The sequence below is a fragment of the Paenibacillus sp. FSL H8-0332 genome (assembly GCF_037963835.1).
GTDB classification, from domain to species: Bacteria; Bacillota; Bacilli; order Paenibacillales; family Paenibacillaceae; genus Paenibacillus_AQ; species Paenibacillus_AQ rhizoplanae.
This window is the reverse complement of record NZ_CP150145.1, coordinates 1,182,127-1,209,078: the sequence shown is the minus strand read 5'-3', so window position 1 is coordinate 1,209,078 and position 26,952 is coordinate 1,182,127. Positions and strand designations below refer to the sequence as shown.

General features: G+C 55.5%; 21 protein-coding genes and 1 pseudogene. 3 read left to right on the top strand and 19 right to left on the bottom strand.

What is annotated here, in order from left to right:
* Window positions 1–16: 16 nt before the first annotated feature.
* Window positions 17–898 carry a transporter substrate-binding domain-containing protein gene (locus NST43_RS05345; protein WP_339222974.1) on the bottom strand — a complete coding sequence of 294 codons (882 nt, stop codon included), beginning with the start codon at window positions 896–898 and terminating at the stop codon, window positions 17–19.
* 109 nt (window positions 899–1,007) lie between these two features.
* On the bottom strand, window positions 1,008–1,901 hold the full coding sequence (locus NST43_RS05340) for a LysR family transcriptional regulator (protein ID WP_339222972.1): 894 nt from the start codon (window positions 1,899–1,901) through the stop codon (window positions 1,008–1,010).
* A gap of 275 nt (window positions 1,902–2,176) precedes the next feature.
* Between NST43_RS05340 and NST43_RS05335 the strand changes: the two genes are divergently transcribed.
* A complete protein-coding gene (locus NST43_RS05335) occupies window positions 2,177–2,716 on the top strand; it encodes a GNAT family N-acetyltransferase (protein ID WP_339222970.1) in 540 nt (179 codons plus the stop codon).
* A gap of 559 nt (window positions 2,717–3,275) precedes the next feature.
* Here the strand turns inward: NST43_RS05335 and NST43_RS05330 are convergent.
* Window positions 3,276–3,941 carry a VWA domain-containing protein gene (locus NST43_RS05330; protein ID WP_339225341.1) on the bottom strand — a complete coding sequence of 222 codons (666 nt, stop codon included), beginning with the start codon at window positions 3,939–3,941 and terminating at the stop codon, window positions 3,276–3,278.
* A gap of 132 nt (window positions 3,942–4,073) precedes the next feature.
* Window positions 4,074–4,595: pseudogene (locus NST43_RS05325) on the bottom strand (TerD family protein); the annotation flags it as partial.
* 144 nt (window positions 4,596–4,739) lie between these two features.
* Between NST43_RS05325 and NST43_RS05320 the strand changes: the two are divergent.
* Entirely contained in the window at window positions 4,740–6,128 is a 1,389-nt protein-coding gene (locus NST43_RS05320) for a TerD family protein (protein WP_339222968.1), read from the top strand.
* Window positions 6,129–6,315: 187 nt separating this feature from the next.
* Here the strand turns inward: NST43_RS05320 and NST43_RS05315 are convergent, their stop codons facing one another.
* Complete coding sequence (locus tag NST43_RS05315; RefSeq protein ID WP_209991521.1) at window positions 6,316–7,272, bottom strand: HD domain-containing protein; 957 nt, start codon at window positions 7,270–7,272, stop codon at window positions 6,316–6,318.
* A 192-nt stretch (window positions 7,273–7,464) separates the two neighbouring features.
* Window positions 7,465–9,768 (bottom strand): FMN-binding protein, encoded by a 2,304-nt coding sequence (locus NST43_RS05310; RefSeq protein WP_339222967.1) that lies wholly within the window; start codon window positions 9,766–9,768, stop codon window positions 7,465–7,467.
* A 484-nt stretch (window positions 9,769–10,252) separates the two neighbouring features.
* Between NST43_RS05310 and hemH the strand changes: the two genes are divergently transcribed.
* Complete coding sequence (gene hemH / locus NST43_RS05305) at window positions 10,253–11,275, top strand: ferrochelatase (protein WP_339222966.1); 1,023 nt, start codon at window positions 10,253–10,255, stop codon at window positions 11,273–11,275.
* A 78-nt stretch (window positions 11,276–11,353) separates the two neighbouring features.
* Here the strand turns inward: hemH and NST43_RS05300 are convergent, their stop codons facing one another.
* The 13 genes from NST43_RS05300 to NST43_RS05240 form a co-directional block, all read right to left on the bottom strand.
* A complete protein-coding gene (locus NST43_RS05300) occupies window positions 11,354–11,809 on the bottom strand; it encodes an IDEAL domain-containing protein (RefSeq protein WP_209991524.1) in 456 nt (151 codons plus the stop codon).
* An 808-nt stretch (window positions 11,810–12,617) separates the two neighbouring features.
* Window positions 12,618–14,426: an adenine deaminase C-terminal domain-containing protein gene (locus NST43_RS05295; RefSeq protein ID WP_339225340.1), complete on the bottom strand. Its 1,809-nt coding sequence runs from the start codon at window positions 14,424–14,426 to the stop codon at window positions 12,618–12,620.
* Between the two features lie 95 nt (window positions 14,427–14,521).
* Window positions 14,522–15,754 (bottom strand): alanine--glyoxylate aminotransferase family protein, encoded by a 1,233-nt coding sequence (locus tag NST43_RS05290; protein WP_339222964.1) that lies wholly within the window; start codon window positions 15,752–15,754, stop codon window positions 14,522–14,524.
* Window positions 15,755–15,792: 38 nt separating this feature from the next.
* Entirely contained in the window at window positions 15,793–17,091 is a 1,299-nt protein-coding gene (locus tag NST43_RS05285) for a Zn-dependent hydrolase (RefSeq protein WP_339222963.1), read from the bottom strand.
* On the bottom strand, window positions 17,088–18,485 hold the full coding sequence (gene allB / locus NST43_RS05280) for an allantoinase AllB (RefSeq protein ID WP_339222962.1): 1,398 nt from the start codon (window positions 18,483–18,485) through the stop codon (window positions 17,088–17,090). Before allB ends, NST43_RS05285 begins: the two co-directional genes overlap by 4 nt.
* 62 nt (window positions 18,486–18,547) lie before the next feature.
* Complete coding sequence (gene uraH / locus NST43_RS05275) at window positions 18,548–18,937, bottom strand: hydroxyisourate hydrolase (protein ID WP_339225339.1); 390 nt, start codon at window positions 18,935–18,937, stop codon at window positions 18,548–18,550.
* A gap of 48 nt (window positions 18,938–18,985) precedes the next feature.
* Window positions 18,986–19,504: a 2-oxo-4-hydroxy-4-carboxy-5-ureidoimidazoline decarboxylase gene (uraD, locus tag NST43_RS05270; RefSeq protein WP_339222960.1), complete on the bottom strand. Its 519-nt coding sequence runs from the start codon at window positions 19,502–19,504 to the stop codon at window positions 18,986–18,988.
* A 52-nt stretch (window positions 19,505–19,556) separates the two neighbouring features.
* A complete protein-coding gene (locus NST43_RS05265; protein ID WP_076076879.1) occupies window positions 19,557–20,486 on the bottom strand; it encodes an ABC transporter permease in 930 nt (309 codons plus the stop codon).
* A gap of 30 nt (window positions 20,487–20,516) precedes the next feature.
* Window positions 20,517–21,590, bottom strand: a complete 1,074-nt coding sequence (locus tag NST43_RS05260; protein WP_339225338.1) for an ABC transporter permease — start codon at window positions 21,588–21,590, stop codon at window positions 20,517–20,519.
* Window positions 21,591–21,628: 38 nt separating this feature from the next.
* Entirely contained in the window at window positions 21,629–23,161 is a 1,533-nt protein-coding gene (locus NST43_RS05255; protein ID WP_339222958.1) for an ABC transporter ATP-binding protein, read from the bottom strand.
* 107 nt (window positions 23,162–23,268) lie between these two features.
* Window positions 23,269–24,444 carry a BMP family ABC transporter substrate-binding protein gene (locus tag NST43_RS05250; protein WP_339222956.1) on the bottom strand — a complete coding sequence of 392 codons (1,176 nt, stop codon included), beginning with the start codon at window positions 24,442–24,444 and terminating at the stop codon, window positions 23,269–23,271.
* 212 nt (window positions 24,445–24,656) lie between these two features.
* Window positions 24,657–25,286 (bottom strand): NTP transferase domain-containing protein, encoded by a 630-nt coding sequence (locus tag NST43_RS05245; protein ID WP_339222954.1) that lies wholly within the window; start codon window positions 25,284–25,286, stop codon window positions 24,657–24,659.
* Window positions 25,287–25,330: 44 nt separating this feature from the next.
* A complete protein-coding gene (locus tag NST43_RS05240; protein WP_339222952.1) occupies window positions 25,331–26,905 on the bottom strand; it encodes a PucR family transcriptional regulator in 1,575 nt (524 codons plus the stop codon).
* Between the last annotated feature and the right edge of the window lie 47 nt (window positions 26,906–26,952).

Sequence of the window (26,952 nt, the reverse complement as noted above, 5' to 3'; positions counted from 1 at the left end):
TGTAGGGGTCTACGCATTATTGAACCGATGAGGTGGTGACGTCTGCCCCCAGCCACTCTGTGCTTATTTTGCCAAGCGTACCGTCTGTCTTAAGCTCCTTGACCACTCCGTCAATGGCATCCGACAGCTTCTGCGAGGGGGCATCATCCTTGCGGAACACATACAGAATGTCAGCGGAAGACAGCTCAGGACCGACTGCCTGCAGCTTGCTCTGCGGATCAATAATCGGCAGTACGAAATCCGCAGCCAGCGTGGCATCCACACGGCCCGAGTCAACCTGGCTCACCGTATCGTTGGCCGCACCGTTCTGATAGACAATTTTGATCGAATCCGCGCCATGCTCCTTGTTGTAATTCTCGAGGATTTGCGCTTGTGCGCTGGTTGCGCCAGTCAGCACCTTCTTGCCTTTCAGATCATCCAGCGTCTGGATCGAATCATTACCCTTGGCTACAATAATGCGGTTTCTCCAGTGGGCATAGGCTTCTTTGTTGAAGGTATACTTCAGCTCCCGCTCCGGGTTCTTCTCCATAACATGGGCCACTAAGTCAATCTTCTTCGTCTCCAGACTCAGCAACAGATTGCTGAAATCCATCGTCTGGAATTCAAACTCATACTCCGGCAGACGCTGGTCAATTTCCTTCAGCAGCTCTACGTCGAACCCGGTCAGCTTGCCGTTCTCATCAATGAAGCAGACATTTGGAAAAGCGGTGCCCGTGCCGACCACAATCTTGGTCACCTCAGCCGGTTCTGCGGCTGCAGTTGTTGACTCCGCACTGTTCTGCGGTGCTGCTTCTGCTACTTTCCCGCCATTGCCGCTGTTCGCGCTGTTATTGTTGCCGCATCCGGCAATCACCAAGGTTAATGCCAGTGCTGATGCGAAGGAAATGGTCTTTTTCATCTCTCTGTCCCCTTTCAATTTAGATAATCCCTATATGTTTAGTGGTGATTATATGCAGTTAACTTTATCACTGCATGTTGCCATGCGCTAATAGAGTTTTTTAATACAGTTATACAAGAAGTCGATTCAGCTTGCCCGGGGTTCCCAGCTCCAGCAGGGCTTCAATGAATTCCGCATTCTCTCCGTTCAGGGAGATCAGGCTGGTTCGCAGGGAGATCCCTTCCGTCTCGGCGATATCTACCCGGATCAGTGTTCCTGCCTCCACTTCCTCCTGCACACTCAGGGCTGGAAGGAAACAGATCCCCGCTTGCTTCAGCACCAGCTTCTTGGCAGTCTCCAGATTATCCACCTGATACACAATGCCCGGCGGCTGCTCCATGCTCTCAAACACACGGTGCAGGCGCATCCAGTCCAGCGAGCCGCATTCGAAGAATACCAGTGTCTCGTCAGAGATCTCCTCGATGGAAGCACGGCCCTTGCGGGCCAGCGGATGACCGGCGTAGACATACAGCGAGATGGGATCTTCACAGAAAGGAAACGACTGGATGGCCGGATTAACCACCTTGCGGATAAAAGCGAGATCGATCTCCTTCACCTTCAGCTTCTCAATCAATAGTTCGGTGGAAGCCGTGGTCAGCTTGATGCGGATGTGGGGATACCGCTGCTTCAAATGCAGCAGGAGATGCGGCATCAGATAATTGGAGACCGAGACCGTACTGCCGACTCTCAGTTCCCCCGGGATTTGACCTTTGGATTGCAGCTGATGTTTGCCGTTCTGATAGACCTGCAGAATCTGCTGCGCGTAAGGGAGGAACTGACGGCCTTTATCCGTCAGGTTAATCTGTTTGCCCAGCCGGTCGAATACCTTGCAGTCCAGCTCCCGTTCAAGCGACTGGATGCGGGCCGTTACTGTCGGCTGCGAGATATAGAGTACATCTGCCGCTTTGTTGAAGCTGCCGTAGTGGTTGATGTAGACAAAGGCCTCAATATTCTCGATGTTCAAGTGTAGTCCCCCTCCACAGTTTATAATTTACTATTCCAATCGACTAACAATGAATTAGGGCCGCACTTGTCTATAGAATTTGTTTATATCTTAGTCACCGGCCCTTTTTTTGTCAACAGACTTATCCTCTAATATACAGCCAATACCATTACATGGATCACAATTGCAGATAGAACTTTTCTATCCGTTAATCGAAATTGTTAAACTCCCCTTATACTCATCGGATTTATGGATTATAATGAGCGGCATACCCATTTCCGAACAGGAGGAGCCAGATGAACATTTCCGCAGAGATTGTAATCCGTGAAGCCGCAGACGCAGACCGTGAAGCCATTGCCGGAGTATTACTCGAAGCCTACAGCGAATATTCAGCCGTGCTGCCCGCGCCTTCGTGGGCGGATTACCGCGATTCCATTCTTGATTCCGTCCATGGCGATGCACCAGTCTCCCGGATTGTAGCCGAACTGGATGGACAAATTGTAGGGAGCGTGCTGCTGTTCACCTCTTCCGAGGCCGCTTACGGCAGGCCCGAGCTGGGAATCCATACGCCGATCATCCGTCTGCTCGCTGTCTCTCCGGCTGTCCGGGGACGCGGGGTGGCCAGGCTTCTGATCCATGAAGCCGCAGGAAGGTCCCTTGCGCTTGGGGCAGCCAGCTTGAATCTTCATACTTCGGATATGATGGCGTCTGCGGTCAGGCTGTATGAAGGCTTAGGCTTCAAGCGGGCTTATGAGACAGATCTGAAGAACGGGGATACTCTGGTCAAGGGCTACCGCCTGACGCTGCCGGTCTCCGCCAGTCTGCAGACGAAATGAACATCCGCAGTCTGAGCGAAAACGGCTAGACCGCCCTATCATGGGCGGTCTAGCCGTTCGGCCGGGCGGGTGGGGCGCTGCAGCGTGCGGCAGCGACCTTCCGGCGGCGGCGCTCCGGCGAGCCGCCCTAAAGCCCCGCTTCGGCCGCGAGCTTTTGCAAAATCCTGCCCAAAATACAACATTCCCCTCAACATCCCAGCCAGAATCCAACATTGTTGCATAAAAAGCAGGATATCTTCCCCCTACGGACGGCTTAGCAGCACAATTCCTGCATTTCCTGCAACATTCCTCCCTACACCCGGGTAACTAGGAATCCAAGCTGCAAATAGTGCAACATTCATGTCTATATACTTTGAAAATGCCTATATACTGCGAACGTAAGCACAATAGATAGGGGTGAACGTGAACATACTACGCAAAATTACTGGTTAAATCAAGAAATCTCAGACGGACAGCGGCCAGAGGGCCCAACAATCCCCGGTGTCTCGTCAATACCCAGACTATTATCTTTCCACCGTTTCCTTCCCTCCATTTCCTCCCTTCGCTCTTCTCCCTGCCGCTACAGAATCCGCTTCGCCTTCGCCGCCTTCAGCCACTGCGGGAATTCATTCAACAGCTGATCATACAGCTCCTCATCGGATACTTCCTCGATACGGTCCAGATGAATGAAGCTTGCGTTATCCACCAGTCTGCCGCTCATCGTATCAAGCTGCTTCAGCACCTCGAAGTCGGAGTCACCGATCCCTACAAACTGCCAGAAGACCGGCAGGGCGGAGGAGGCCATAATTACTTTTTTGGTAGGCTTAACTACACCTCCGTCGTTAATAAATATAATGAATACCGGGGTTGAATCCTTCTCCTCCCGGGTGTATTTCCGGATCACATCCTGCATGACCGGCGGTTCGTTATTGCGGCCGAATTTATGGATCGAATCGTTATTCATGATATGAGTGACAACATAGCTGCCAAGCTCCTGTTCCGTAACCGGCGGCAATCTGCTGAATTCTGTATCATAGACCCACACATCCAATGAGCCGTTGTCATCGAACTTGCTGGCGACAGCGAGAATACGTTCCACCACTTCCTGGACAACCCCTCTGGCATACAGGCTTCTCATGGAGCCGGTAATGTCCAGCACGATCCCCACTCTGGCCGTTACATCCGTTAACTGTTTTTTGATGAGGGTAAGCTCTACTATTTTTTTGCGTAAGTCGATAGAAGACAGCACATTAACCGGTGCGCTGTCTTCCGCCTGCGGCCGGGCAGGCTCTACACGTTCCACCCTCTCCGCCACTTCTGCCGTTGCTGCCACCTCACTCCCGGTCTCTTCCTCAACCTCAAGCCCGTAGCTCTTGCAGAGTGCAGCCAGTCCTCCGTTATACCCGCTTCCGATTGCGCTGAACTTCCACTCCCCCTGATGGCGGTACAGCTCCCCGGCTACGACAGCTGTCTCCTCTGACAGATCCGCCCCATACTCGAAGCGGTACAACTCTTCCCCAGTCCTGCGGTCTGTCAGCGTTAGCTGCAAGCCGGACAGATCCTTCATCCGCTGGTTGCGCTGCTCGCCCTCATAGATCGTCAAGGTTACCGCAATGCGGGCATAATGCTGAGGTATTTTCGATAACGAAATGGACAGGCTCGCCCCGTTCTCCCCCTCCGCAGAATGAGCTACTCCCCCCTCCCTCGACACCGGATTCCCGTAAAATATAAAATCCTCATCCCGTTCACACCGGTTCTGATCCGACAACAGAAAGGCTGCCGCATCGACGCCCACTCCGCTATGCTGCGTGTTCCAGCGGAGCTGAATGGATATCTCGTGAGCCTCTCTTCCTTTGGTGATATCTGCCTTTTGACCCTTTGACAGCTGCAAGTCTCTCATCTCCTCTTCATAGCAGTCTATTCCAGAAGTTCATAGATAAGGTATACCCTATTGAGGCAGCCTTGCACAACCTGAACAGATTGTATTTCCAGCTTTGCTCCTTTAATATGAAAGGTATTAGATGATAGATAGGGGCTTTACCTGATGAATTTCACTGCGATAGATTTTGAGACTGCCAATTCCGGCCGCTCCAGCGCCTGTGCCCTGGGGCTTGTTCAGGTCCGCGATGGTATCGTTACAGCAGAACACAACTGGCTGATTGACCCGCAGCAACCGTTCGACGGGATGAATATTGCCATTCATGGCATTACGCCCTCAATGATCAGAGGCCAGCCTACCTTCGCTGAGCTGTGGCCCACGGTAGAGCCGCTGCTGCAAGGCGAGATTGTGATCGCGCATAATGCCGCCTTCGATATGAGTGTGCTGCGGTACTGCCTGGACGACTACTCTCTCTGCTATCCCGGCTTTCAATATTTATGTACCTACCTGCTCGGCAAAAAAATGCTCCAGGACCTCCCCTCCCATAAGCTGAATGTCATCTCAGCGCATTTCGGCATCCGGCTGAAGCACCATGATGCCCTGGAGGATGCCAGAGCTTCGGCACTGATTCTCCTGAAATTGATGGAGCAGTGGCAGCAGTTCGATCCGCTACTGTTAGCCGGCAGCCAGGGCTACAAGGCCGGGACGATATATGACGGCGGATATACGCCGTTCAAGGCAGCACCCAAGAAGACCGCGAAAAAGCCGGCTGCCGGGAAGAAGGCAGCAGCTAAGCCCACAGTTGCTGCAAGCCCGGGATTGCCGGTTAGCGGAACGGTAGCTGAACAGGCACAAGTTGAAGCGCCAGCAGCTTCACTTGACCAGCTTCCGGCCGCAGCACCGCCAGCCGCCGGTGCTGCGGCTGTCCCCATACTGGTTCGCGGCCAGCGCGTGGATATCGGTGACAAGCTCAGCGCCACCAGACTCCTTGCCGCTGTGGAGTGGGACGCTCCGGCTTCGCACCCGGCAGCGGTCCAGCCGGAGACCGCCGCCTTCCTGCTCCGGGAGAGCGGACGCTGTGAGCAGGAGCAGGAGCTTATCTTCCATGAGAATATGGAAGACCCCAGCGGCTCCGTCTTCTGCTCTAAGCCCTCTGCGCACATGGGACATCTGTATCTTCAGCTGACCAGCCTGCCGGCAGCCATCACGCGGATTGCGCTGGCCTTCACGGTTGCGGAGTTCAGCGGTGACCGGAATCCGGGCCCGGTCTGGAACGCTTCTGTATCACTGATTGATTCCCGGACGGGAGTCAGGCTGGCTTTATTCCCCTTCGGCCGGAGTGTTATGCCAGGCATGTCTGTTGTTATCGGAGAGTTCTACCGCTATAAGGACAAATGGAGATTCGCTGCTGTCGGAGAGTGGCTGCCGGGCAGCCTTCCAGCCCTGTGCAGCCATTACGGCCTGGAAGCGGGCAGCGCCACGAAGGCACAGGCAGAGTCCGCCGCAGCAGCGGAGGCTGAAGGTCCTGAGCATAAGCGCCTAACGGGTGAATGATGCTGATGTCCGCCTGAACATCTAGCTCATGCACCTTCGCCGGTGCCTATTGTGTTCGGTTTTTCGCATACATTGAGCTTGCGTCCGCTGAAACATAATATCCTAATCCTAAAAAAAGCAATCCCCCCAAACCGCAACTACGGGATGGGGGAATTGCTTTTTTTCAGCGATATAAGAGTCTCAATCGTTATAGCTTCAGCCGGTAGACGGCCTTATTCTCCAGACCTCTAATGAACGGCGTCCATTCCTCCGTCTCCGGAGTGGTGTCGAGGGCATCCTCCACCATCTGCAGCTTGGCATCCATCGCATCGATATGATGCAGGGCAACCGCTTCAGCCGTCTGCGGCTGGACCGGGCTTCCCCACTCGCCCAGATTATGATGGGATAATACCAGATGCTGAAGCGCCAGGATTTTCTCAGAATCCAGATCAATGCCGGTGCGAATTGCCGCTTCCGTAATCCAGCTGGAGGCCATGGAAATATGCCCGATCAGCTTGCCCTTCACACTGTAATCCGACACAATGCCGTACTGCGAGATCATCTCTTCCGGCTTGGCGATATCATGGAGGATGATGCCCGCTCTCATCAGATCAGGATTCAGGAACGGACGCTGCTTGCACAGGAAATCTCCAATCTCCAGCATACGGACCATGTGATAAGCCAGTCCGGCAAAATAAGCATGATGATGGGTTTTGGCCGCCGGATAATGCATCAGCTTCTCCTCTACCTTACCGACACAGAAGTTAACAACTGACGCAATTTCCGGGTCGGCAATGCTCGCCATCGCGTTTTTGATCGTATGGACCAGGTCCACGGGACGCACAGGAGCCGAGCGGATGAAGTCCGTAAGCGACACTCCGTCGGATTCATCCACCAGTCTGACCTTGGTGACCTTGACCTGGAGCTTCTCCCGGTAGGTATGGGCAATTCCGCGGACCTTCACCAGTGCCATCGGAAAAAAAGTCTCCTTATCCGTCACACTGACGTCCCAATATTTAGCCGAAATCTGACCGCTGGAATCACCTAGTACAATATCGAAGTAATCCTTGGGAGGAGTCCCGTTCGTCTGTTTCAGCACCAGTTCTCTAAGCAGATAGAAGCCGGTGAATTCATCCTGCGGGGCTAGCTGTTTGATTAATGTCATTGTGAAGCCTCCTATTACTTACAGGCCTGGGCCTGCTGGGTATATTAGTGTGTATATTAGAGGTTTGACACTCCCTTCCCAAATCCCTTTAAATTACTATACGATTGGCATTCCTATTTATGTCCACACCTGCAAAAAGGGCTGTCCCGGCCATTTACATGGCCAAGGACAACCCTCAGTGAATGGATTCTGTTATTTGCCGGCAGATTCGAGCGCTGCTTTGATCGCTTCTACCGCTTTGGCGGAGATGGCTTTCTGGGCATCATTCGCTCCGAAGGCTGCTGCACGGTACCCGTACTTATGCAGTCCCTTGCCGTTCGAGGTATTCTCGATCTCGTATTTCACCAGCAGCTCATCATCCGTCAGATTATATCTTACTTTACCTTTATCATCCAGGTAGTACACAGCCATAGTTACAGGCACATTATACTTAGTAGTAACCATGACATTTACAGTCTTATCCACACTTGCACCGATGAAAATCCCGTCGAAGTAAGCGGCCTTATCCGTTTCCGTAATTTCCGCTTTACCATAAGCTCTGTCAACGGCTGCCTTCAGCGCATTGCTGCTGCTGGTAGCGCCGGATACCGCATCGACCCCTTGGGCACCTTCTCTTGTGCCTGCGGCCAGGAAGCTGGCGGTCAGAACCGGAATGGCTTTTTGCACCTCAGCATAAGCGGCTTTACCCAGATCCACCATGTTCATGCCAACACGGGAAAGAGCAACATTTACAATCTTGCCGTTACGCAGTGTAACGTCTGCTTTGTTCGTGCCTTTGTCATAAGCATCACCATAAGCGGTGAAGGTGCCGTCTTTATAAGTGCCTTGTACTTTGGACGCATTGGTCAAAGCATCAGTCAGAGCTGCTTTTGCTGCGGCAGATACAGCTTCTTGACCGGCAATATCAGCAGTGTCTACGCCTTTTGCAAGCAAACCGGCAGTCAGCTGGTCTACAAGGGATTTCTGTGCTTCAGTACGCTTGTCGTCAGCAATCAGCTTGCCGTCTGTACCAAACAGGCTCAGCTTGATGCCCGTTACCTGATCCGCATCGATATCAACCAGCAGCATAACCTTGGACTGATTATCCACACCGGCAAATTTACCGTCGAAATACTGACCTTCACCCGGAACCTTCAAGGCTTTCTCAAAAGCACGCTCTACCGCCTGGTTCCAGCCGTGGCTGCTCTCGGTAGCGCCCGAAATCCCGTCTACCTTCTCGTCATATTTGGCAAAATAAGAGCCGTTAGCCAGCAGCTTGGCTGTCATCGGAGCATTCGCCTTCACAACCTCCGCATAAGCGGTTGCGCCTCTGTCTATCAAGTTGTTGCCCAATCTGAACAGCTTCACATCCACCAGCTTGCCGTTGCGGATCACAACATCCGCTCTTTCCACGCCTACACTTCTTGCTGTACCGTAGGAAGAGTAGAATCCATCGATATAAGCAGCCGCGTTATGAACGCTCGCATTCTGCTCTGCATCCCAGAAGGCATTAACTGCGGCTGTGGATTCGGCCTCGAAACCGGCTACCGGCTGTGCAGCAGAACCTTTGGCCAGCAATGCAGGTGTAATAGCTGCAATTGCCGCTGTCTGTTCAGCAGTATAAGTCTTCTCATCCACGAAATCTCCGGTAGCACTCAGCGGATACAATTTAACCGCAGTCAGCTTGTTTGCTTCATAGGTAGCAAAGACTGCGTATTTAGCCTCAGGGTCTACACCCATGTGGACTCCGCCAAAATAAGTGGCATCAGCCGCTTGGTGCGCAAGCGATCTCTCAAAAGCTCTGTCTACAGACAGCTTCCAGCCGTTGCTGGTACGGGTTGCGCCGGATACAGCGTCAACCGCAGCCGCGCCGTCTCTGGTTTTGCCCATCAGTCTGTCTTTCATCAGACCGTAGGCTACCCATACGCCGCTGTAATTCTCACGGGCATTGCGGTCGATGATCTTCGGGCTGGTTCTGAGCAGCTCGATATCGGAGATCTTGCCGTCTTTAATCGTTACCTTCGCACCCTCTGTACCCTTGGAATACGCATCTCCATAGGCCACATATACTCCGTCCTGATATACATCCTCGTGCACAGTAACTGGTGCTGCTGTTGCTACAGGCTTCGCAGTTGCCGCTGGCTTCGCAGAAGCCTTGGCGGATGCTGCCGGTGCAGTGGTTGCTTTAGCTGTTGCTGCTGGTGTAGCTGTCGCTTTCGGAGTGGCTGCCGGTTTGGCTGTCGCCTTCGGGGTTGCCGCCGGTTTGGCTGTCGCCTTCGGAGTGGCTGCCGGTTTGGCTGTTGCCTTCGGAGTGGCTGCCGGTTTGGCTGTTGCCTTCGGAGTGGCTACTGGTCTGGCCGTTGCCTTCGGAGCGGGTTTAGCAGTCGCTGCCGGCGCTTCTTCCGAGGCTGCTGAAACCGCATCCACCTTCAGATTCAAGGCCGGTGCGTTAATCGTGTAGGCTAGTGGCGCGAGCAGCAAGGCTGCGCTTACAGTCAAAGAAATTAGTTTTTTCAAATGCGTATGCTCCTTTATTATTCCCCAGTAGTATGTAGCGTTTTCAAACCGTTTTGGTCCATTCATTTCTTTCTGATTACGAAGAGCAGCCAACTCTTCCTGAACATCACCCACTCCTTCCTTCAATCCTGCTCGGCCCAGCCCGTGTAAGAAAAGATTCATCTATATATACAATCTTTCAAAAGGTGAAAAAAATCACATATTGCAGTGAATTAATTCACATAAGTGGACTTCAAGCTGCTGGTGAATATTTCTGGCTTGATGGTAACAAAATTGAAACTCTTTTCTCTGTGTAGAAAATCACACACCCTATAAGAAACATCACTTTTTTGCAATAACATAAAATATATATTTCTTCCGCCTCTCATAATCTCCCATATCCTCCTTCATATGATAGCCGTGCGATATATTATATTGTGTGCTTGTGCTTGAATATGATATTTTTAAACGATGTCATGTTCATGGAAAGGAGCAACAGCCGCTCATGAATCAGTCGTGTATAGGCGTTATTCTTGCTCAGATCGGAACTCCTGACGCCCCGAGCGCCAAGGCGGTCCGCCCCTATCTGAAGCGGTTTCTGTCTGACCGCAGAATCATTGATTATCATCCGCTGCTCTGGCAGCCGCTGCTGCGCGGTATTATTCTGCGCACCCGTCCGCGCCGGTCCGCGAAGCTGTATCAGGAGATCTGGATGGAAGAGGGCTCGCCTCTGCTCGTCCACTCCAGATCACAGCAGGCAGCGCTCCAGGCACTGCTGGGCAGCAGCTATCAAGTTGAGCTGGGGCTTGCTTACAGCACCCCCGGCATGGCTGAAGCCTTCCGCAAGCTGGAAGCTTCGGGCATTACCCGGATCATTGTACTTCCTTTATTCCCGCAGTATTCCTCTACTACAACTGCTTCTGTCTATGAAGCTGCAAGCTTCGCCGCCCTGGGACGGCACAGCCGTTCCGGTCAGGTATCCAAGCGGTTCGTACCGGCGCTGCGGTATGTAGAAGCCTACCATGATGCGCCCGGCTACATCGCAGCGATGAGATCCTTATTGCTGCGGCAGATCCGCGCCATGAGTGAAGAGCCTGATTATTATGTCCTGTCCTTCCACGGCATTCCCCGCCGTTATGCCGAGACCGGAGATCCCTATCCGCAGCAGTGCCAGGAGACAGGCCGACTGCTCGCAGAAGCGATGGGCTGGACCCCGGAACGCTGGCAGCTCTCCTTCCAGTCCCGCTTCGGCCCGGAGACCTGGGTAGGCCCGTCTACCGCCGATACCCTGAAAGAGCTAAGCGGACGCGGAATCCGGCGGCCGCTGATTTTCTCACCCGGACTTGTCACTGACTGCCTCGAAACGCTGCATGAGCTGGGAGTAGAAGGCCGGGAGCTCTTCGCCATGGGCGGCGGAAACGCCGAGATGCTGGAGGTGGCCCCTTGTCTGAACGACACGGAAGAGTGGATTAGCTTCCTCGCGGAACTGGTAAGCGGCACAGCCCAGGGGTGGCACCCCGCTATATAAATTCTATATTTTAAACAATAAGCCGCCCGGTCTACAGGTACCTTGATCCTGTGAACGGGCGGCTTATTAGAGTTATGATTACTGAAGAGTGAGCTGTTTATATTTGGCAGTCAGTTCCTCGAACCACTGCTTATCCTGCAAAGTCAGCGCAAAATCAATCAATTCGGCAATTTCATCAGGCTGCAGATCCGGCGAATCCTTGAAGCTGATCTCGGCCGAAGCCGCCGCTTCCCCCTCCGAGCCCTCCGCAAAATCATAGGAGAACATCAGCTTGATGTCACTTTCCAGAAACTCATTGCGCAGGAAGTAGAGCACCTCGCACATCAGAACAGGTCTGACATGGTTCTCGAACACACATTCCATGACCTTAGCCCAATAATGCTGGTTGCTGAGATGCAGTTTATCATTGGTCAGCAGATACTGCTCACCCTGATAATCATTGACAAATTTCAGTTCAACCGGCTCCATTTTAAAAATACCGGTAATTTGCTTCCTGGTGATATTCAAGATGTCCTGTGTTTCTAATCTCATCATTCTCATGCACCCCGTTCCTCAGGTTTGGACTATCTGTATATGCTGAATTTTCATGATTCGACAATAATTTTAACTAATTTAAAAGTATTATCGTCTTTTCCGCCCCTATTGTTAATGCTTTTTCATTAAAAACTTAAAATTTTCTGTTTCACGCTGCGAAAAATCGGTTAATTAATATCTTTTTTATGCCCACAGACGAAGGACAAAGCGGTGCAGGATATGGAGTTTGAATTACGGCGGCGCTTAGGAGCACGCTCCGCTTTTCCACAATCATTCCGCCCGCTCCGCTGTTTAAGAGTGGGAGTATCAAACCCTAATACAAGTGCACTGCTGCTCTCCATTTACGTTCGCCCACCTCCGGAGAGTTTAGGTGAACTATACGTGGAATCCAATGTTGTCTCTTCCTTTCCTGGCGTTGCTCCGCCTATCTCTTGCCAATTCTAAGCGTTTTCTCTCACCGACCGATTGTATGGATAGCATTGTTGCACATCTGGCAGGAATTCTCTACAAATGTTACTGGCTGCGGTACAATGTTGCATTATTGGCACAAATTCCGGTGTTTAGAGCAAGATAGCGCTGAATTTGTTGCATTTTTTGCAAGATTTCAGCATTAGCAGCTTCTATGGGGCAGTATTGTTGCACTTCTTGCAGGATTTCTTTATAAATGTTATTGGCTGTGGAGCATGGAGCCATAGACGGGAACTATAATTTCCTAAACAACAAACAAAAAGCCACCCAGTCTGTGAAAGACTGAATGGCTCAAGATTAGAATACTAGTATATCTTCCCCGGCAGGAAGTCCCGCAGCCTTAGCTGACGAACAACGGTACCAGTTGAATTCCCTCTTCGGGGGAGATCCGCACCAAGCCTTTATCGGAGATCCGCAGTGTGGGGATAACCGCCAGGGCCAGCAGAGACAGGGTCATAAAAGCATAGTTCAGCGTACAGCCCGCATCATATAACGCTTTGCTGATGGCAGCAGATTGCGCAGCGGCAATCTCGAATGGCTCTGCGGACATCAGTCCGGCAATCGCCAGCGGGAACAAGGTGGTCCCGGCAGCGGTAATCACCGCAACACCGCCCTGCGCTTCCGCCACGGCAGCTGCTGCCTGCGCCATTAGGCCATCATCGTTGCCGATGACCAGCACATTATGGCTGTCATGAGCTACAGTCATCGCTATGGCCGCAGGCTCGCGGAAGCCGATGCCCTGCACGACCCCGACAGATTTGTTGCCGGTTCCCTTGTGCCGCTCCAAAACAGCGATTTTGCACAGGCCGCCCTGCACAACCAGCTCCGATCCAGCCACTGGCAGGTTCATGATCAGCTCGTCGGTCTCCACATGATTCTCAATGACCTGGATAACCCGCGTGGCCAGCACACCTTCCTCAATGGGCGCGTGAATCACGAAGTCTGCGGGAACCGGAGGCTGCTGCAGATGCACGGAGGCCAGCACTTCATCCGGGTAAGTGTACGGACTCAGTTCAGCCGTCATGCTTCCGTTCTCAGCCACAACAACGCCAGCCGCAATTGTCATGACCACATGAACATCAGCCAGATTCCCGTCCAGCAGAATGATATCCGCGCAGGAGCCCGGCGTAATGGAGCCGATATCGCGGGCTACGCCGAAGCGCTCGGCTGTGTTGATCGTTGCCATCTGAAAAGCCGTGACCGGCTTCACTCCCTGGGAGATCGCATGGCGTACGACAAAATCCATATGCCCCTCATCGCGCAGCGATTCGGAGCTGCGGTCATCCGTCACCAGCATCATCCGGCGCGGGTCCAGCCCATGCTCGGTATGCGCCGTGATAGTTTTGGCGACATCATGCCAGGCAGAGCCGCGGCGCATTTTGGCATACATCCCCAGACGTACGCGTTCGATCACATCCTCCGCTGTCACACACTCATGATCCCCGGTCACCCCTGCTGCGGCATAGACCGGAAGTCTCCAGTCACTCGCCGGCCAGGTGAAATGCCCGTCGACATACCGTCCCGCACGCAGCGTGGCCTGAATCTCCCCAATCATCTTCTCATCGCCATAGACTACCCCCGGGAAGTTCATGACTTCGCCGAGTGCGATCACATCCTCGCCCCAGGTGTAGGCTTCCGCTACTTCCTCCGGTCCGATGGACGCGCCGGTTGTCTCAAATTCCGCACCCGCAGAAGGGACACAGGAAGCCACCTGCATATAGGCAGCCAGCGGCGTTCCCCGCATCTCGTCAAGCATCAGCTTAATTCCCTTAAGCCCGAATACGTTGGCAATCTCATGGGCATCGAAGAAGCCTCCGGTCGTCCCCAGCGGCAGTACAGCGCGGGCGAATTCAGTCACCGTCAATTGAGTGCTCTCAATGTGGCAGTGTCCATCAATCAGGCCGGGAGCAATGTATCTGCCCGCCGCATCAATAACCTGCGTTCTCTCCCCAATCGTATGGGAGACGTCCTTGCCGACGTAAGCAATGCGCCCGCCCTGTACAGCGACGGACATGCCGTCCAGAATCTCACCGGAGCATACATTGACCAGCTTGCCGCCTGTAATTACCAGTGTAGCCTTCTGATCTCCCCGGGCTGTAGCTACCAACTCAGGCACGCAGTCGGCCAATGGTTGTCGTGTATAAGTCATCATGTGCACTCCCTTCCGGTTATCTATTTAGAAAAAACGGCCCTGACACCCCTCAAGGGGCGCAAGCCGTCACTTAAACAAATCGCATTGTATGATTATCTTACTTTTGAATCATATACGTCAAGTGCCGCCTGAACGCCCTGACTGGCAGGTACCGCGTACCCATGGCGGACAAGCACGGCCTCCAGCGCGCCAAGCAGACGCAGCACATTATTCTCCCGGCAGCTGAAGCCCATGGTACCAATCCGCCAAATCTGGCCTTGTAAGGGCCCGAAGGAGCTGGCGATCTCAATGCCGAAACGGTGCAGCAGCATGGAACGGACGGATTCCCCGTCTATGCCCGCCGGAATGAGCACACAGGTGACTACCGTCAGCTTGCTCTCCGCCTCCCCGTACAGCTCCAGCCCCATAGCTGACAGTCCGGCAATCAGGGCTTGCTCATGGAATTTGTGCCGGGCATACCGCGCTTCCAGCCCTTCCTCCAGGACCAGCCGCAGGCCTTCACGCAGAGCGTAGAGCATGGAGGTCATCTCCGTATGGTGATTGAGCCGCCGGGGACTCCAGTAATCCTGCAGCATACTCAGGTCGAGGTAATTACTGCGCACCACGGGCAGCTCGCTGACAGCAGCAGTGTCAGTTCTAAGTCCACGTTCTACCTGCTTGCGCTTCAGCAGCTTGGCCTCAGCCCGGTCATTATACGTTACCGGGGCCATACCTGAAGGGATGGACAGGCACTTCTGCGTTCCGCCGACCACGGCATCCAGCATCCAGGCATCTGTCTCTACCGGCACCCCGCCGATCGTCGCCACGGCGTCCACAATCAGCAGCGCATCCTGCTCCCGGCAGGCACGCCCGATCTCGGCCAGCGGCTGCACACGGCCTGTAGAGGTCTCGCCGTGAACCATCGCCACCACATCCGGCTTGAAGCTACGAATAGCTGCAATTACCTCCTCCGCAGGAAAAACACGGCCCCAGGTCTGTTCTATCGTGAGTACCTCAGCCCCGCAGCGTTCAGCAATCTCATGGAGCAAATGACCGAAACGGCCAAAGACCGGGACCAGCACCCGGTCCCCCGGTGCAATCAGGCTGACCATCACCGCCTCAATGCCGGAACGCGAAGTCCCGTCTACCGGATACGCCCACTGATTCTTGGTGGCGAACAGCTCACGCAGCATCTCCATCGTCTCATTCATGATCTCTGTGAATTCTGGATCGAATTGTCCCAGCACCGGATAAGACATCGCCCGCAGTACACGCGGATCAACCTCCACGGGGCCGGGGGTCATAATGCATCGCAAGGACGGCGACAAATCTTCGTACCGCTTCATGATTCTCTCCCCTCCCTCAAACCCGGTCTCCCGGGATTTTACGTATCCTCAGCATAAGCTAATCTATATAATATGGCTGTCAGCACTTCCAGTCCAGCAGCGAGATCCTCCGGTGAGGTATACTCCCCGGGAGAATGGCTGATCCCGCCCCGGCTCGGCACGAAGATCATCGCAGCCGGGCAGCGCGGGGCGAACAGCTGGGCGTCATGCCCCGCACCGCTGACCATGCTCAGATAAGGCTTCTCCTGCTGGAGACAGATCTCTTCAAGAGCCGCGCGCAGCTCCTGGTCCATAGGAGCAGGGGCTGTCTCCAGCAGCATCTGTACCTCAAGCGTCAGGCCGCGCCTGCGCCCAAGCTCAGCGAACTCCGCCAGGACCGCTGCGCAGAAGCGCTCCAGCACTCCGGCTTCGCTATGCCGGATATCCAGCGTGAACTGCACTTCGCCGGGAATCACATTGGATGTCCCCGGATAGACCTCTAGCCGCCCCGTTGTGGCTACCAGCGGATCACCCTCCGCCAGGGCGGACCGCTCCAATGCCAGCAGCATCTCCGCACTCCCGGCGAGTGCATCCTGTCTTAATCCCATCGGCGTAGTCCCTGCATGATTGGCCGTCCCGCCGACCTTGACAAGATACCGCCGCTGTCCGGCGATAGCCTGCACGACCCCGATTTTCCGGGACGTCCGCTCCAGAATAATCCCCTGTTCAATATGCAGCTCGACATAAGCGGCAATATCACTGCGCACAGGGCTACTATTGCGCCAGAAGCTTTGCTCCAGACCCGCCGCAGCTTCAGCGGCCAACCCTTCATTCCCTGTCAGGCCGCAGGCCGCCATCGCAGCCGCCAGCGTGATCCCATTCACATCTGCACAGTCTATACTTTCCTTGCCGTTATACAACCCGGTTACATTCCCCGAGCCCCAGAACGTCAGCGGAAAGCGGCTGCCCTCTTCCTCGCAGAAAGATACCACCGCAAGTGTCCGCAGCGGCGGACCGAAGGTCTCCAGAAGATAATGCAGTGCAGTTACAGCTGCCGCTACTCCATAAGCCCCGTCATACCGTCCGCCGTTAACCACCGTATCGATATGCGAGCCGGTCAGGATGACCTTATCGCTTACCTGAGAACCGGCCAATGTGCCATAGACATTCCCCACCTGATCCATCCGGACTTCAAGCCCGAGTCCAGCCATTCTCTCCTGCAAAAAATGCTGAACCCCTTGCCACTCCGGCGTATACAGCAGCCGGGTAACTCCGGGACCCTGGGCGCTATAGGCTGCGAGTTCATCCAGCAGCTTCAGCATCTCCCCGGCCGGGACATGCGGGACCGGCGGCTTCATAGCCCCGGCTGGCTGTGTCTGATACGCAGCCATTCTCCTCCACTGTCAGCAACAATGCCTTCCGCGGCAGTATAGACCCTATTGCCCCGGCAGATCGTCGCCGTTACCTTGCAGGATAAGGTCATTCCGACATAGGGACTATGCCGGTGGCGGTACAACAGATCCCCTGCCCGCAGGGTATAGGCTGCACCTGGATCAAGCAGTACCAGATCGGCATCCAGCCCCAGCGCGATGGAGCCCTTGCGCCCCTCCAGCCCGAACCGCCGGGCAGGAAGCCCGGAGAGCAGCGCCGAGATCTGCGTAACCGGCAGGCCGCGTACATGAACGCCTTCATGGAACATCAATTCCAGACTGCTCTGGGCTCCCGATATCCCGCCCCAGGCTTCCATGAACGACAGCCCGGGCGCCAGCTTCAGGTCGGGCGGACAGGGGGAATGATCGGAGGCGACCAGATCGACCCGGCCCGCAGCAAGTGCTCCCCACAGCCGGTCCCGTTCCCCGCTGCTGCGCAGGGGTGGAGCGCATTTGGCCAGCGCTCCGAGGGTCTCCATACTGTCTTCATCCAGGATGAGATAATGAGGACAGGTCTCTGCGGTCACATCCAGGCCACGCAGCTTGGCCTCATGAATCAGCTCCAGGGCTGCCGCTGTGCTGATATGGACGAAATGCAGCTTACAGCCGGTCCGCTCACTATACAGCAGCGCCCTGGACACAGCCTCCAGCTCCGCTTGCAGAGGACGCGAAGCCGCAAAATCCCGCGCACCGCTATGCCCGGCACGGAGTGCCGCCGCCCCCAACGCCGAGGTTATCGCTTCGCTCTCCGCATGCAGTGCGAGAATCCCGCCGGTTCCGGCGATCCGAAGCATTCCCTGATACAGGGTATCATCGTCCACCTCACGGAACCGGCCCTCGCCTTCACCGCCAGGATTCGAGATGAACGCCTTGAACCCGGTAACGCCTGCAGCCGCCAGTCCCTCCAGCTCCTCCAGATTCCCGGGCACCAGTCCGCCCCACAGCACATAATCCACCGCCGAGTTCCCGGCTGCGGCCTCCGCCTTCAGCCGGAGCGCCTCCAGACTCACCGTCGGCGGATTCCCGTTCAGCGGCATATCCGCATAACAGGTGCAGCCGCCAGCCGCAAGCGCAGCCGACCCGCTGCGGAAGCCCTCCCAGTGACCGAGCGAAGGCTCGTTGAAGTGAACATGCATGTCGATCATGCCGGGCAGCACATATTGTCCTTCCGCATCCAGAATTCTGGTCCCGGACGATGTCTGTAAGGCTTCACCCAGCGCAGCGATTTTGCCATCCTTCACCCCGATCTCAAGCCTGCGGACTTCTCCGGGCAGGACCACCTGTCCGTTCCTGATGATAAGCTCGTAACCTTCTTCCTTCATGATAGGCCCACCTCCGGTCTATTGGCTTAAGATTAGATGCAGCGGTACACTTAACTGCCGAGTTAACTCCCGCGATAAGTGCTGTATCCTCCAGGTGCAACCAGTAACGGTACATGGTAATGGGCGGAGGGGTCTGGTATATTGAATCGGATTGGAATCTGGTCCAGGAACGGGATTACAGCGCCTGCTCCCTCCTCCTCAGCTTCCGGTTCTCCGGCACCAGCCTGAGCGCCCCGGAAATAATCACCGGCCATAAACAGCAGCTCATAGCTTCCGGCCTGCATTTCTTCTCCCGCCAGCAGCGGAGCGTCCAGCCTGCCGTCCTCATTCGTCACCGCTTGGCATAGCAGCACAGGTCCTCCGGTATCCAGCCGCCAGAGCTGAAGCGACAGGCCCGCAGCAGGCTTGCCCTGTGACAGATCCAGCACATGAGTTGTCAGCCGTCCGTTCATTCCAGACATTTGCGTCACCTCCCTCCTATAATATGCAGTGCCCAGCCTCTATTCCGCCGCCAGCAGATCCTCCAGCCGAAAACGAGTAATCGCACCAATCTCCAGCAACGCCTGCTCTTGCTCCTCCTCCACCGAACGGTCTACCCGCTCACAGATAGCGCTAAGAATCTCTTCTTTAGTTTTGCCCCTTACGGCGAAGATGAACGGAAAGCGGAATTTCGCTGTATAGGCGGCATTCTGCCCGGTAAGCTTGGCGAATTCCTCCGGTGTCAGCCGGTCCAGTCCGGCCCTTTGCTGCTCAGCCGCTGAGAGCGGACTGACTGCAAGTCTTGTCGCCAGATCCGGGTGAGCTCTCAGCAGCGCCAGCACCTGGTCCGGCTCCGCCTGCCGTGCTATCTCCATCATGGCAGCATGCAGGTCCTGCACCGAATCGAACGGACGCCCGCTGTACACCCCCTCTGCTACCCAAGGGGAATGCTCGAAGATGCCGCCGAGCTGCTCCACGAAGTCTGTTTTCGCCATCGAATTAATCTGTTTCAGAGTTAACCGGTCCGCCGGTATAGTCATAGGCCAGCCTCCATCCCTCTAATTTGCATATTGCCGCCTGCGCCCTTCCGGTCTAGAACCGCTGTTCCCGGATATAAGGCGTTCCCAGCGATTCCGGCGTACCGGAGGGTTTGTTGCGGTTGCGGTATCCCAGATACATCAATACGAGAATGGTTACGACATAAGGAATCATTTTCAGAAAATAGGACGGCACCGCACTCCCCAACAGCTGAATACGGAACCCCAGCGAATCGAGCGCTCCGAAGAAGTAGGCGCAGAAGAGAGCGCGCAGCGGATTCCATCTGGCGAAAATCACCAGACCCACGGCGATCCAGCCCCGCCCGGCGGTCAGCCCTTCATTCCAGGTCGGCGCATATGCCAGCACCATATCCGCACCGGCCAGACCAATCAGCGCCGCTCCGGCAGTAACATAGCAGTAGCGTATCAGCTGCACACGAATGCCCATGACGTCCGCAGTAGCCGGATTGTCGCCGACTGCCCGCAGATGCAGCCCCCACGAGGTATGGTGAATCAGCAGATGCAGCACAAGGACGAGCAGAAGACTGAACCAGGTCAGCATATCCAGCCTGCCAAAAAGCTCCCCGAGCACCGGCACCGGCTTCAGTATCTCCAGATCCAGCTTGGGCAAACTGCCGGGCAGCGGAATGCCGCTGATCGACTTGCCCACATAAGCGCTAAGTCCGCTGCCGAACAGCGTCATCGCCAGGCCCGACATCGTCTGATTGGCCCTCAGCGTGACACATAAGAACGAATGAACCATGCCCAGAAGGGCGGTAATGGCTACCGCTGAGAGCAGCGCAAGGATCAGATTCCCGCTGCGGATGTAGACGATACAAGTCGTCACTGCCCCCATCAGCATCAGCCCCTCCGCACCGAGCTGGATAATCCCGGCCCGTTCGGTCAGAATGCCTCCCAGCGTAGCCAGCAGCAGCGGTGTTCCGGCGGAGATAGCGGCGATTAATAACTGTGTAGTGAAATCCATGAGTGAACTCCCTCCTGTACGAGAATGCTGTTATGCGCTCCGGCGGATGCGGAACCGGTGAATCATGTCGCCGGCAATCAGGAAGAACAGGATCGCGCCCTGCAGCATTTCCGATATGGACGAAGGCAGTCCGATCGTCTGAACACTGTAGCCGCCCACAATCAGGCCGCCGAACAGAATCGAAGTCACAATCAGGCCCAGCGGGTTCAGCTTGGCAAGCCAAGCTACGATGATGGCCGTATAGCCATAGCCCGGTGAGATCCCCTGCATTAGCTTATGCGTAACCCCCGACACTTCAGCCATGCCGGCAATCCCGGCAAGACCGCCGCTGATCAGCATGACGATGATAATATGCTTCTTAATATGAATGCCCGCATATCGGGCCGCTGTGGGATTGGCACCGATCAGGCGCAGCTCATAGCCCCAGCGGGTGAACCGGATCATCAGATAATAGATCAGCACGGCTACGAGGCCGAAGACCAGCCCGATATGCAGCCGGGTGCTGCCAAGCACCGGCAGGGACTGGGCGGCCGTGAACATCGGTGAACCCGGGAAGTTGAACCCCTTCGGGTCCTTCCAGGGACCGAACACTACATAATCCAGAGCCAGCAGGGCCACATAATTCAGCATCAGCGAGGTAATCAGCTCATTGACACCGAAATGGGTCCGCGGCACCGCCGTCATCAGGCCCCACAAGGCTCCGGCTGCTGTACCGAAAACCAGCATCAGCGTAATGGACCAGAAGGAAGTCAGGTCCGGAAAATAGATCGTTACTGCAGTAGCCGCCATAGCACCTACCGTCAACTGGCCCTCCGCCCCGATATTCCACACGGAGATCCGGTAAGCCACAGCAATGCCTAGCCCACAGAGCAGCAGCGGAATAGCCTTGACCATGGTTTCTGTGAAGCCGTAGGAGGTGCCGAAGGCTCCCCGGAACATTTTCTCATAGACGACCAGCGGGCTCATTCCATTAGCGGCGATGAACACCGCACAGAGCAAGAGCGCCAGAACAACCGACAGGATTGGCGTCCACCACGGTGAACGGGTACGGCTTGAATCATATTCCAGCCTGAGGGAGTACCACCTCCCGCTGCGCCCCGTCATCGGCGTAAGCGTTGCAGATTCATTTCCAGGCTTCGGACTCATACGGCGCTTCCCTCCCTGCTCCGGATACCGGCCATCATCAGACCGATTTGTTCCCGGTCCGCCTGATCATGATCGCTCTCGCCTATAATTGAACCGCCGTAGATCACCAGAATACGGTCAGATAACTGCAGCAGCTCATCCAGATCCTCTGAGATCAGCAGCACCCCGCTGCCGGAGCTGCGCAGCTCCATCAGCAGCTCATGCACCCCTGCCGCCGCGCCGACATCCAGCCCTTGTGTTGGATGCACGGCCACCATCAGCTTCGGTCGGTGGCTGACCTCGCGGGCGAACAGCAGCTTCTGCTGATTCCCGCCGGACAATTGCTGCACGGGAGTATCCAGCTCCGGCGTCTTCACATTGAAGCGGCGGACCAGCTCCTGTGACCAGGAGCGGTTCCTTGCCGCCTTCAGGAAGCCGAACCTGGAATGTTCCCCGCTGCGGTAAGACTTGAACAGCAGGTTGTCAACGGACCCCAGCCGTCCGGCCAGACCGCTCTTCATCCGGTTCTCCGGCACATGCGAGATGCCCGAATCGATGGCTCCTCTTACCGAAGCTGTTTTTACAGGACTGCCGTCAAACCGGATCTCGCCCGCCCGCCATGTTCTAAGCCCCGTCAATACCTCCGCCAGCTCCTTCTGCCCGTTGCCCGCGACTCCGGCCACGCCCACAATTTCGCCTTCATGAACAGTAAGCGACAGGGCATCCAGCGCCTTGCGGCCATGATCCGCAGCCACCTCCAGATCGCGGACGATCAGCAGCGGCTCTCCGGCCGTCGCTTCGCGCTCCTGACGGCTGATCGTAACCTCCCGGCCCACCATAAGCCGGGCCAGCTCCAGCTCATCCGTCTCGCCCGTCATCAGCGAAGCAATCATTTTCCCCTTGCGCATCACGGAGATCCGGTCCGAGGAGGCCATGACCTCCTTCATTTTATGCGTAGTCATGATCACCGTCTTACCCGCCTGCTTCATCACCTGAAGCGTCTCGAACAGCTGCTCCGCCTCCCCCGGCGTCAGCACCGAGGTCGGCTCATCCAGAATGATGATGTCTGCCCTACGGTACAGCGTTTTGACAATCTCAACGCGCTGCTGTTCGCCGACAGACAGCTGCCAGATCGGCTGGTCGACGGGAAATTTCAAGCCAAAGCGTTCTCCAAGCGCCTCTATCTCTTCATGCTTACGTTTAATCCATCTGCTGCCGCGCCAGAAAGACGACTTTTCGCCAAGCACGATATTCTCCACCGCTGTAAGGCTCTGCACCAGTCTGAAGTTCTGAAAGACCATGCCTACACCAAGCAGTGCCGCATCCTTCGGGGAACGGATTCTGGCTGGTTTGCCATGAATGAGAATCTCCCCGGCGTCCGCCCGGTACACTCCTGACAGCATACTCATGACTGTGCTTTTCCCTGCCCCGTTCTCCCCGAGCAGCGCGTGAATCTCCCCCGCATTTGCCGAAAAATCAACTTGATCGCTGGCCGTTACAGCACCGAATGTCTTCACTATCCCGCGCATTTCAACCGAAGGGTCCTGCATGGTACTACGCTCCTTTCAGGGTAGTTATAGTACAGGTGGGGAAGGCTCCGGTATCCGGAACCCGCCCCACCCGTAAGGCTGTGCTGTATGAAGATGTGTAGCAGCTGTTATTGCGGAATCGTGCCCTCGACACCCTTGACCAGCCAGTTCATGCCAAGCACCTCTTCAAGGGTCAGCTTCTGACCGTCCTTAACGGTTACATTACCCTTGTTGTCCGAGATTGGTCCGGTGAAGACCTCCAGCTCGCCGCTGATGATTTTGGCCTTGGCGTCCTCCACCAGCTTCTTCACATCCTCGGGAACCTTGTTGCCGAATGGCGCCAGCTCCACCATGCCGTCCGCCATATCGCCGGAATACTGCTCACTTTTCCAGGTTCCGTCCATCACAGACTGTACAGCTTTCACATAATAAGGACCCCAGTTCCATACAGGGTTGGTTAAGTAGTTGTCCGGTGCATACTTGCTCATATCCGAGTCATTCCCCCCGGCAAAAGCTCCCCGTTCCGCCGCAGCCTGAAGGGTAGCCGGTGAATCCTGATACGCCAGCAGGACATCCGCCCCTTTGTCGAGCAGGCTGATGGCCGCCTGACGTTCAGTGGCAGGGTCATACCAGGTATTCGTCCACACCACATCCACCTTAACCGCCGGGTTGACGCTCTGCGCGCCCAGCGTGAAGGCGTTCAGATTATAGATCACCTCGCTGATCGGGAAGGCTCCCACATAGCCGAGATGGTTTTTCTTTGTCATTTTGCCTGCCGCGATCCCCGACAGATAGCTTGCCTGATAGTTTTTGCCGAAGTACGTCCCCATGTTCTCTGCTGTCTTGTAGCCGGAAGCGTGCAGGAATTTCACGTTAGGGAATTTACCGGCTACATTCAAGGTGAAATCCATATAACCGAAGCTTGTGGTGAACACGATGTCATGGTTCTGTGCAAGCTCTGTGATGATCCGCTCGGCATCGGCGCTTTCCGGTACATTTTCAACGAAATCCGCCTTGATCCCAAGCTCCTTCTCCATATACAGGCGGCCCTGATCATGCTGATACGTATACCCGCCGTCACCCGGAGGCCCGATATAGACAAAAGCAACCGTCGGCTTCTTCGCCGCTGCCTCTGCTCCTGCCGGCGCCTCGCTGCCTGCCGGTGTACTTGCCGCCGAAGGCTCTGTCGTTGCTGCCGCACCCGTATTAGACGCCGTATTATTCTTCGTGCAACCCGTCAGAACCACCGCCAGCAGGAACATCGTGATGACGCTGAATTTGAATGCCAGACCCCTTTGTTTCATAATTCTCCTCCTCCAGGATATCTCTCCTAATGGCTACAGCCATTAATTTATCTCTACTATACTGAGGCGCAGCACTTACGTAAATTTATATAACATAGCTTTGTGTGTTTGGATAAGAAGAGGGGCCGCTTTTGTGCTTCATGCACGAAGTCATCTCAAATTAAACTTAAATTAAGTGATATTACCTTACATGCCTTTGAAAAATAGCGAATTCACTGTCTATTGCCGCTCCGCACGCTCCATTCTTTGCGGAATTCCCCGAAGCTCTCTGGCAGCCCGGCCTCTGCGAACGTCTGAACAGGCTCTTGCGGCAGGATGAGCCCTTTATACTCCTTGGTCCGCATAATAGCGGCTATGCCCTCTTCCTCGTCCAGTTCCTGAAGTCCGCTGAACAGCGTGCTGGCGAACAGGGCTGGCGGCATCAGCAGCCCTTCCTGTGCACTTGTGACATAATCAAGCTCAGGATGCTGCTCATACGCTTGGATGAAACGGCGGATCTGAGCCGCTGCCACAAACGGCTGATCCGCCGCCGCAATGACCACCGCATCCGGCTGAAGCAAAGCTACAGCATTCAAGCCGCAGCGCAGTGAAAAGGACAGGCCCAGATGGGCCGTCAGACAAGTCTCAATCCGCCGCATATTCTCCGCCTTCCCGGCCGGTGGCAGCCAGCCCAAAGGATCATCCGCACGAACCACCACAACCAGCGGCGCAAGCCCGCAGGTCTCCAGCTCGCTAAGCATCGCCGCACCGGCTGAACCCGTGCCCGCCCTGTTCAGAGAACCTTCAGAGGCCCCTGCTCCATTACTGCGGCTTGCCGCCAAAAAGATTCCGGCCACCTTCATTGTTCTTCACTCCTTTTTTTGGGCAATCTGCTCATGGACGGCTGTTATTCGCGCTCCAGCATTCTGCGGAACAGGAAGACCAGCTTCAGCTTCATGAGATCATTGATTTTTTTGAAATCGACATCCAGCAGCTCGCTGAGCTTCTCAATCCGGTAAGTGGCCGTATTGCGGTGAATGAACAGCTTCTTGGCCGTCTCGTTCACATGGCCATCATTCTCCAGGTAGACCTCCAGCGTGTGGAGCATCTCCTTAACATATTCAGGCTCCCGGCTAAGCAGCCCCCGCAGGCAGCCGCTGTAGTAACGCTCCATGGTCTCCGCCGGAATCTTGCTCAGCAGCAAATCAAGCTCCAGCTGGCGGTAATGCACCACATTTCCGTGCGCGCCCCATTGCCGGGCCATCCCCATACATTCCTTAATCTCGGCAAAAGCTTCCTTCAGCCCCTCCGGCTTATGCTTCACGCTGCTGACAGCCGCCTGCGGATAATACCCTTTATCGAACTTCAGGCTGTCAAAGCATTCCTGAATTAGCGCCCGGAACTCCTCCGGCTGATGCGGCCCGGCCGGGTACAGCGACACCAGTCCCTCCTCCACAAGGAAGTGAACCGCCTGCAGGCTATGCAGCACCGGATGCTCCGAATACTCCTCCTTCAGACGCAGCAGCTCTCCCTGCCGGGCTTCTCCCGCAGCAGCCACATCGGTAAGCAGCAGTTGAAACGGGGACTGAAGCAGCGTAATCTCCAGCCGGAGCGCTGCCTGCGCCAGCTCAGCGTATTTCAGCCCGTCATTCAGGAACCGCCGCAGCAGCCCGCTGAATTCCCGGTGTCCGGCCTGCTCGAAATAATCCTCCAGCCCGGTATGCATATGATAAGAAATCAGCTCAGCCCCCTGGACGAACAGACTTTCCTCCACGGGCAGCAGCAAGGGATCAATATCGCAATAATGAAGGTAACCGAGGCATTTTCCGGCCTGTAGCAGCGGAAGCCGGTAGCCAGTGCCCCCTCCAAGCCGGAAGCGCTGATTGCGGGGCGGCCAAGGCCATCCTTCCAACTGCTCACTCTCGGTATACCCCGAGTTGTTGAATACTACCGTCCCGCGGCTACTGATTACAGCCAGCGGATAACCGATGATCTCGGAGACGGTGTCCAGCAGCGGACGGCTGCGACCGGAACGTAAGGCAAGACGCATTAGCAGCCGCTGCTTCTCCATCATGCTCTGCAGCGTGCCCACGCTGCGCGACAGCTCCGCGCGGAACAAGCCGTTCATCTGGTCGGAGAAAGTGAACTGGAACGGCAGCTCGATCAGCGGGAAATTCAGCTGCTCCGCTTCCGCAATCAAGGGCGGCGGCACAGCCTCCCAGAACCGGCCCAGCTTAATGCCCAGCCCCGCTGACCCGCGCCGGTTCAGCATCTGCAGCAGTGCCGAGGCATCCTCCGGGCTGTCCTTGATCAGATAGGCTGTGGTCAGCAGCATTTCCCCTTCCTTGATCCAGTCCGAGATGTCGGGAGCATCCATGACATTGATCGATTTCACAATCCTGTGCTTCCCCTTGGCCCCGGCAATCAGCTTCGCTTCAGATAAAGGATAAATGGACAACGCTTCTTCCACCGTAAGATGCATAGCCACCCCTCCTTCTCTACCTTCATAATAGGTCCATTATAGGTTCA

Excerpts from the sequence above, each read along its gene's own strand:
- NST43_RS05250 (WP_339222956.1), bottom strand. The coding sequence starts at position 24,444 with ATGAAACAAAGGGGTCTGGCATTCAAATTCAGCGTCATCACGATGTTC.
- NST43_RS05285 (WP_339222963.1), bottom strand. The coding sequence starts at position 17,091 with ATGAAGCCGCCGGTCCCGCATGTCCCGGCCGGGGAGATGCTGAAGCTG.
- NST43_RS05345 (WP_339222974.1), bottom strand. The coding sequence starts at position 898 with ATGAAAAAGACCATTTCCTTCGCATCAGCACTGGCATTAACCTTGGTG.
- hemH (WP_339222966.1), top strand. The coding sequence starts at position 10,253 with ATGAATCAGTCGTGTATAGGCGTTATTCTTGCTCAGATCGGAACTCCT.
- NST43_RS05240 (WP_339222952.1), bottom strand. The coding sequence starts at position 26,905 with ATGCATCTTACGGTGGAAGAAGCGTTGTCCATTTATCCTTTATCTGAA.
- NST43_RS05265 (WP_076076879.1), bottom strand. The coding sequence starts at position 20,486 with ATGGATTTCACTACACAGTTATTAATCGCCGCTATCTCCGCCGGAACA.
- uraD (WP_339222960.1), bottom strand. The coding sequence starts at position 19,504 with ATGACTATACCGGCGGACCGGTTAACTCTGAAACAGATTAATTCGATG.
- NST43_RS05320 (WP_339222968.1), top strand. The coding sequence starts at position 4,740 with ATGAATTTCACTGCGATAGATTTTGAGACTGCCAATTCCGGCCGCTCC.
- NST43_RS05335 (WP_339222970.1), top strand. The coding sequence starts at position 2,177 with ATGAACATTTCCGCAGAGATTGTAATCCGTGAAGCCGCAGACGCAGAC.
- allB (WP_339222962.1), bottom strand. The coding sequence starts at position 18,485 with ATGAAGGAAGAAGGTTACGAGCTTATCATCAGGAACGGACAGGTGGTC.
- NST43_RS05260 (WP_339225338.1), bottom strand. The coding sequence starts at position 21,590 with ATGACGGGGCGCAGCGGGAGGTGGTACTCCCTCAGGCTGGAATATGAT.
- NST43_RS05300 (WP_209991524.1), bottom strand. The coding sequence starts at position 11,809 with ATGATGAGATTAGAAACACAGGACATCTTGAATATCACCAGGAAGCAA.
- NST43_RS05255 (WP_339222958.1), bottom strand. The coding sequence starts at position 23,161 with ATGCAGGACCCTTCGGTTGAAATGCGCGGGATAGTGAAGACATTCGGT.
- NST43_RS05245 (WP_339222954.1), bottom strand. The coding sequence starts at position 25,286 with ATGAAGGTGGCCGGAATCTTTTTGGCGGCAAGCCGCAGTAATGGAGCA.
- NST43_RS05315 (WP_209991521.1), bottom strand. The coding sequence starts at position 7,272 with ATGACATTAATCAAACAGCTAGCCCCGCAGGATGAATTCACCGGCTTC.
- NST43_RS05295 (WP_339225340.1), bottom strand. The coding sequence starts at position 14,426 with ATGACTTATACACGACAACCATTGGCCGACTGCGTGCCTGAGTTGGTA.
- uraH (WP_339225339.1), bottom strand. The coding sequence starts at position 18,937 with ATGAACGGACGGCTGACAACTCATGTGCTGGATCTGTCACAGGGCAAG.
- NST43_RS05290 (WP_339222964.1), bottom strand. The coding sequence starts at position 15,754 with ATGAAGCGGTACGAAGATTTGTCGCCGTCCTTGCGATGCATTATGACC.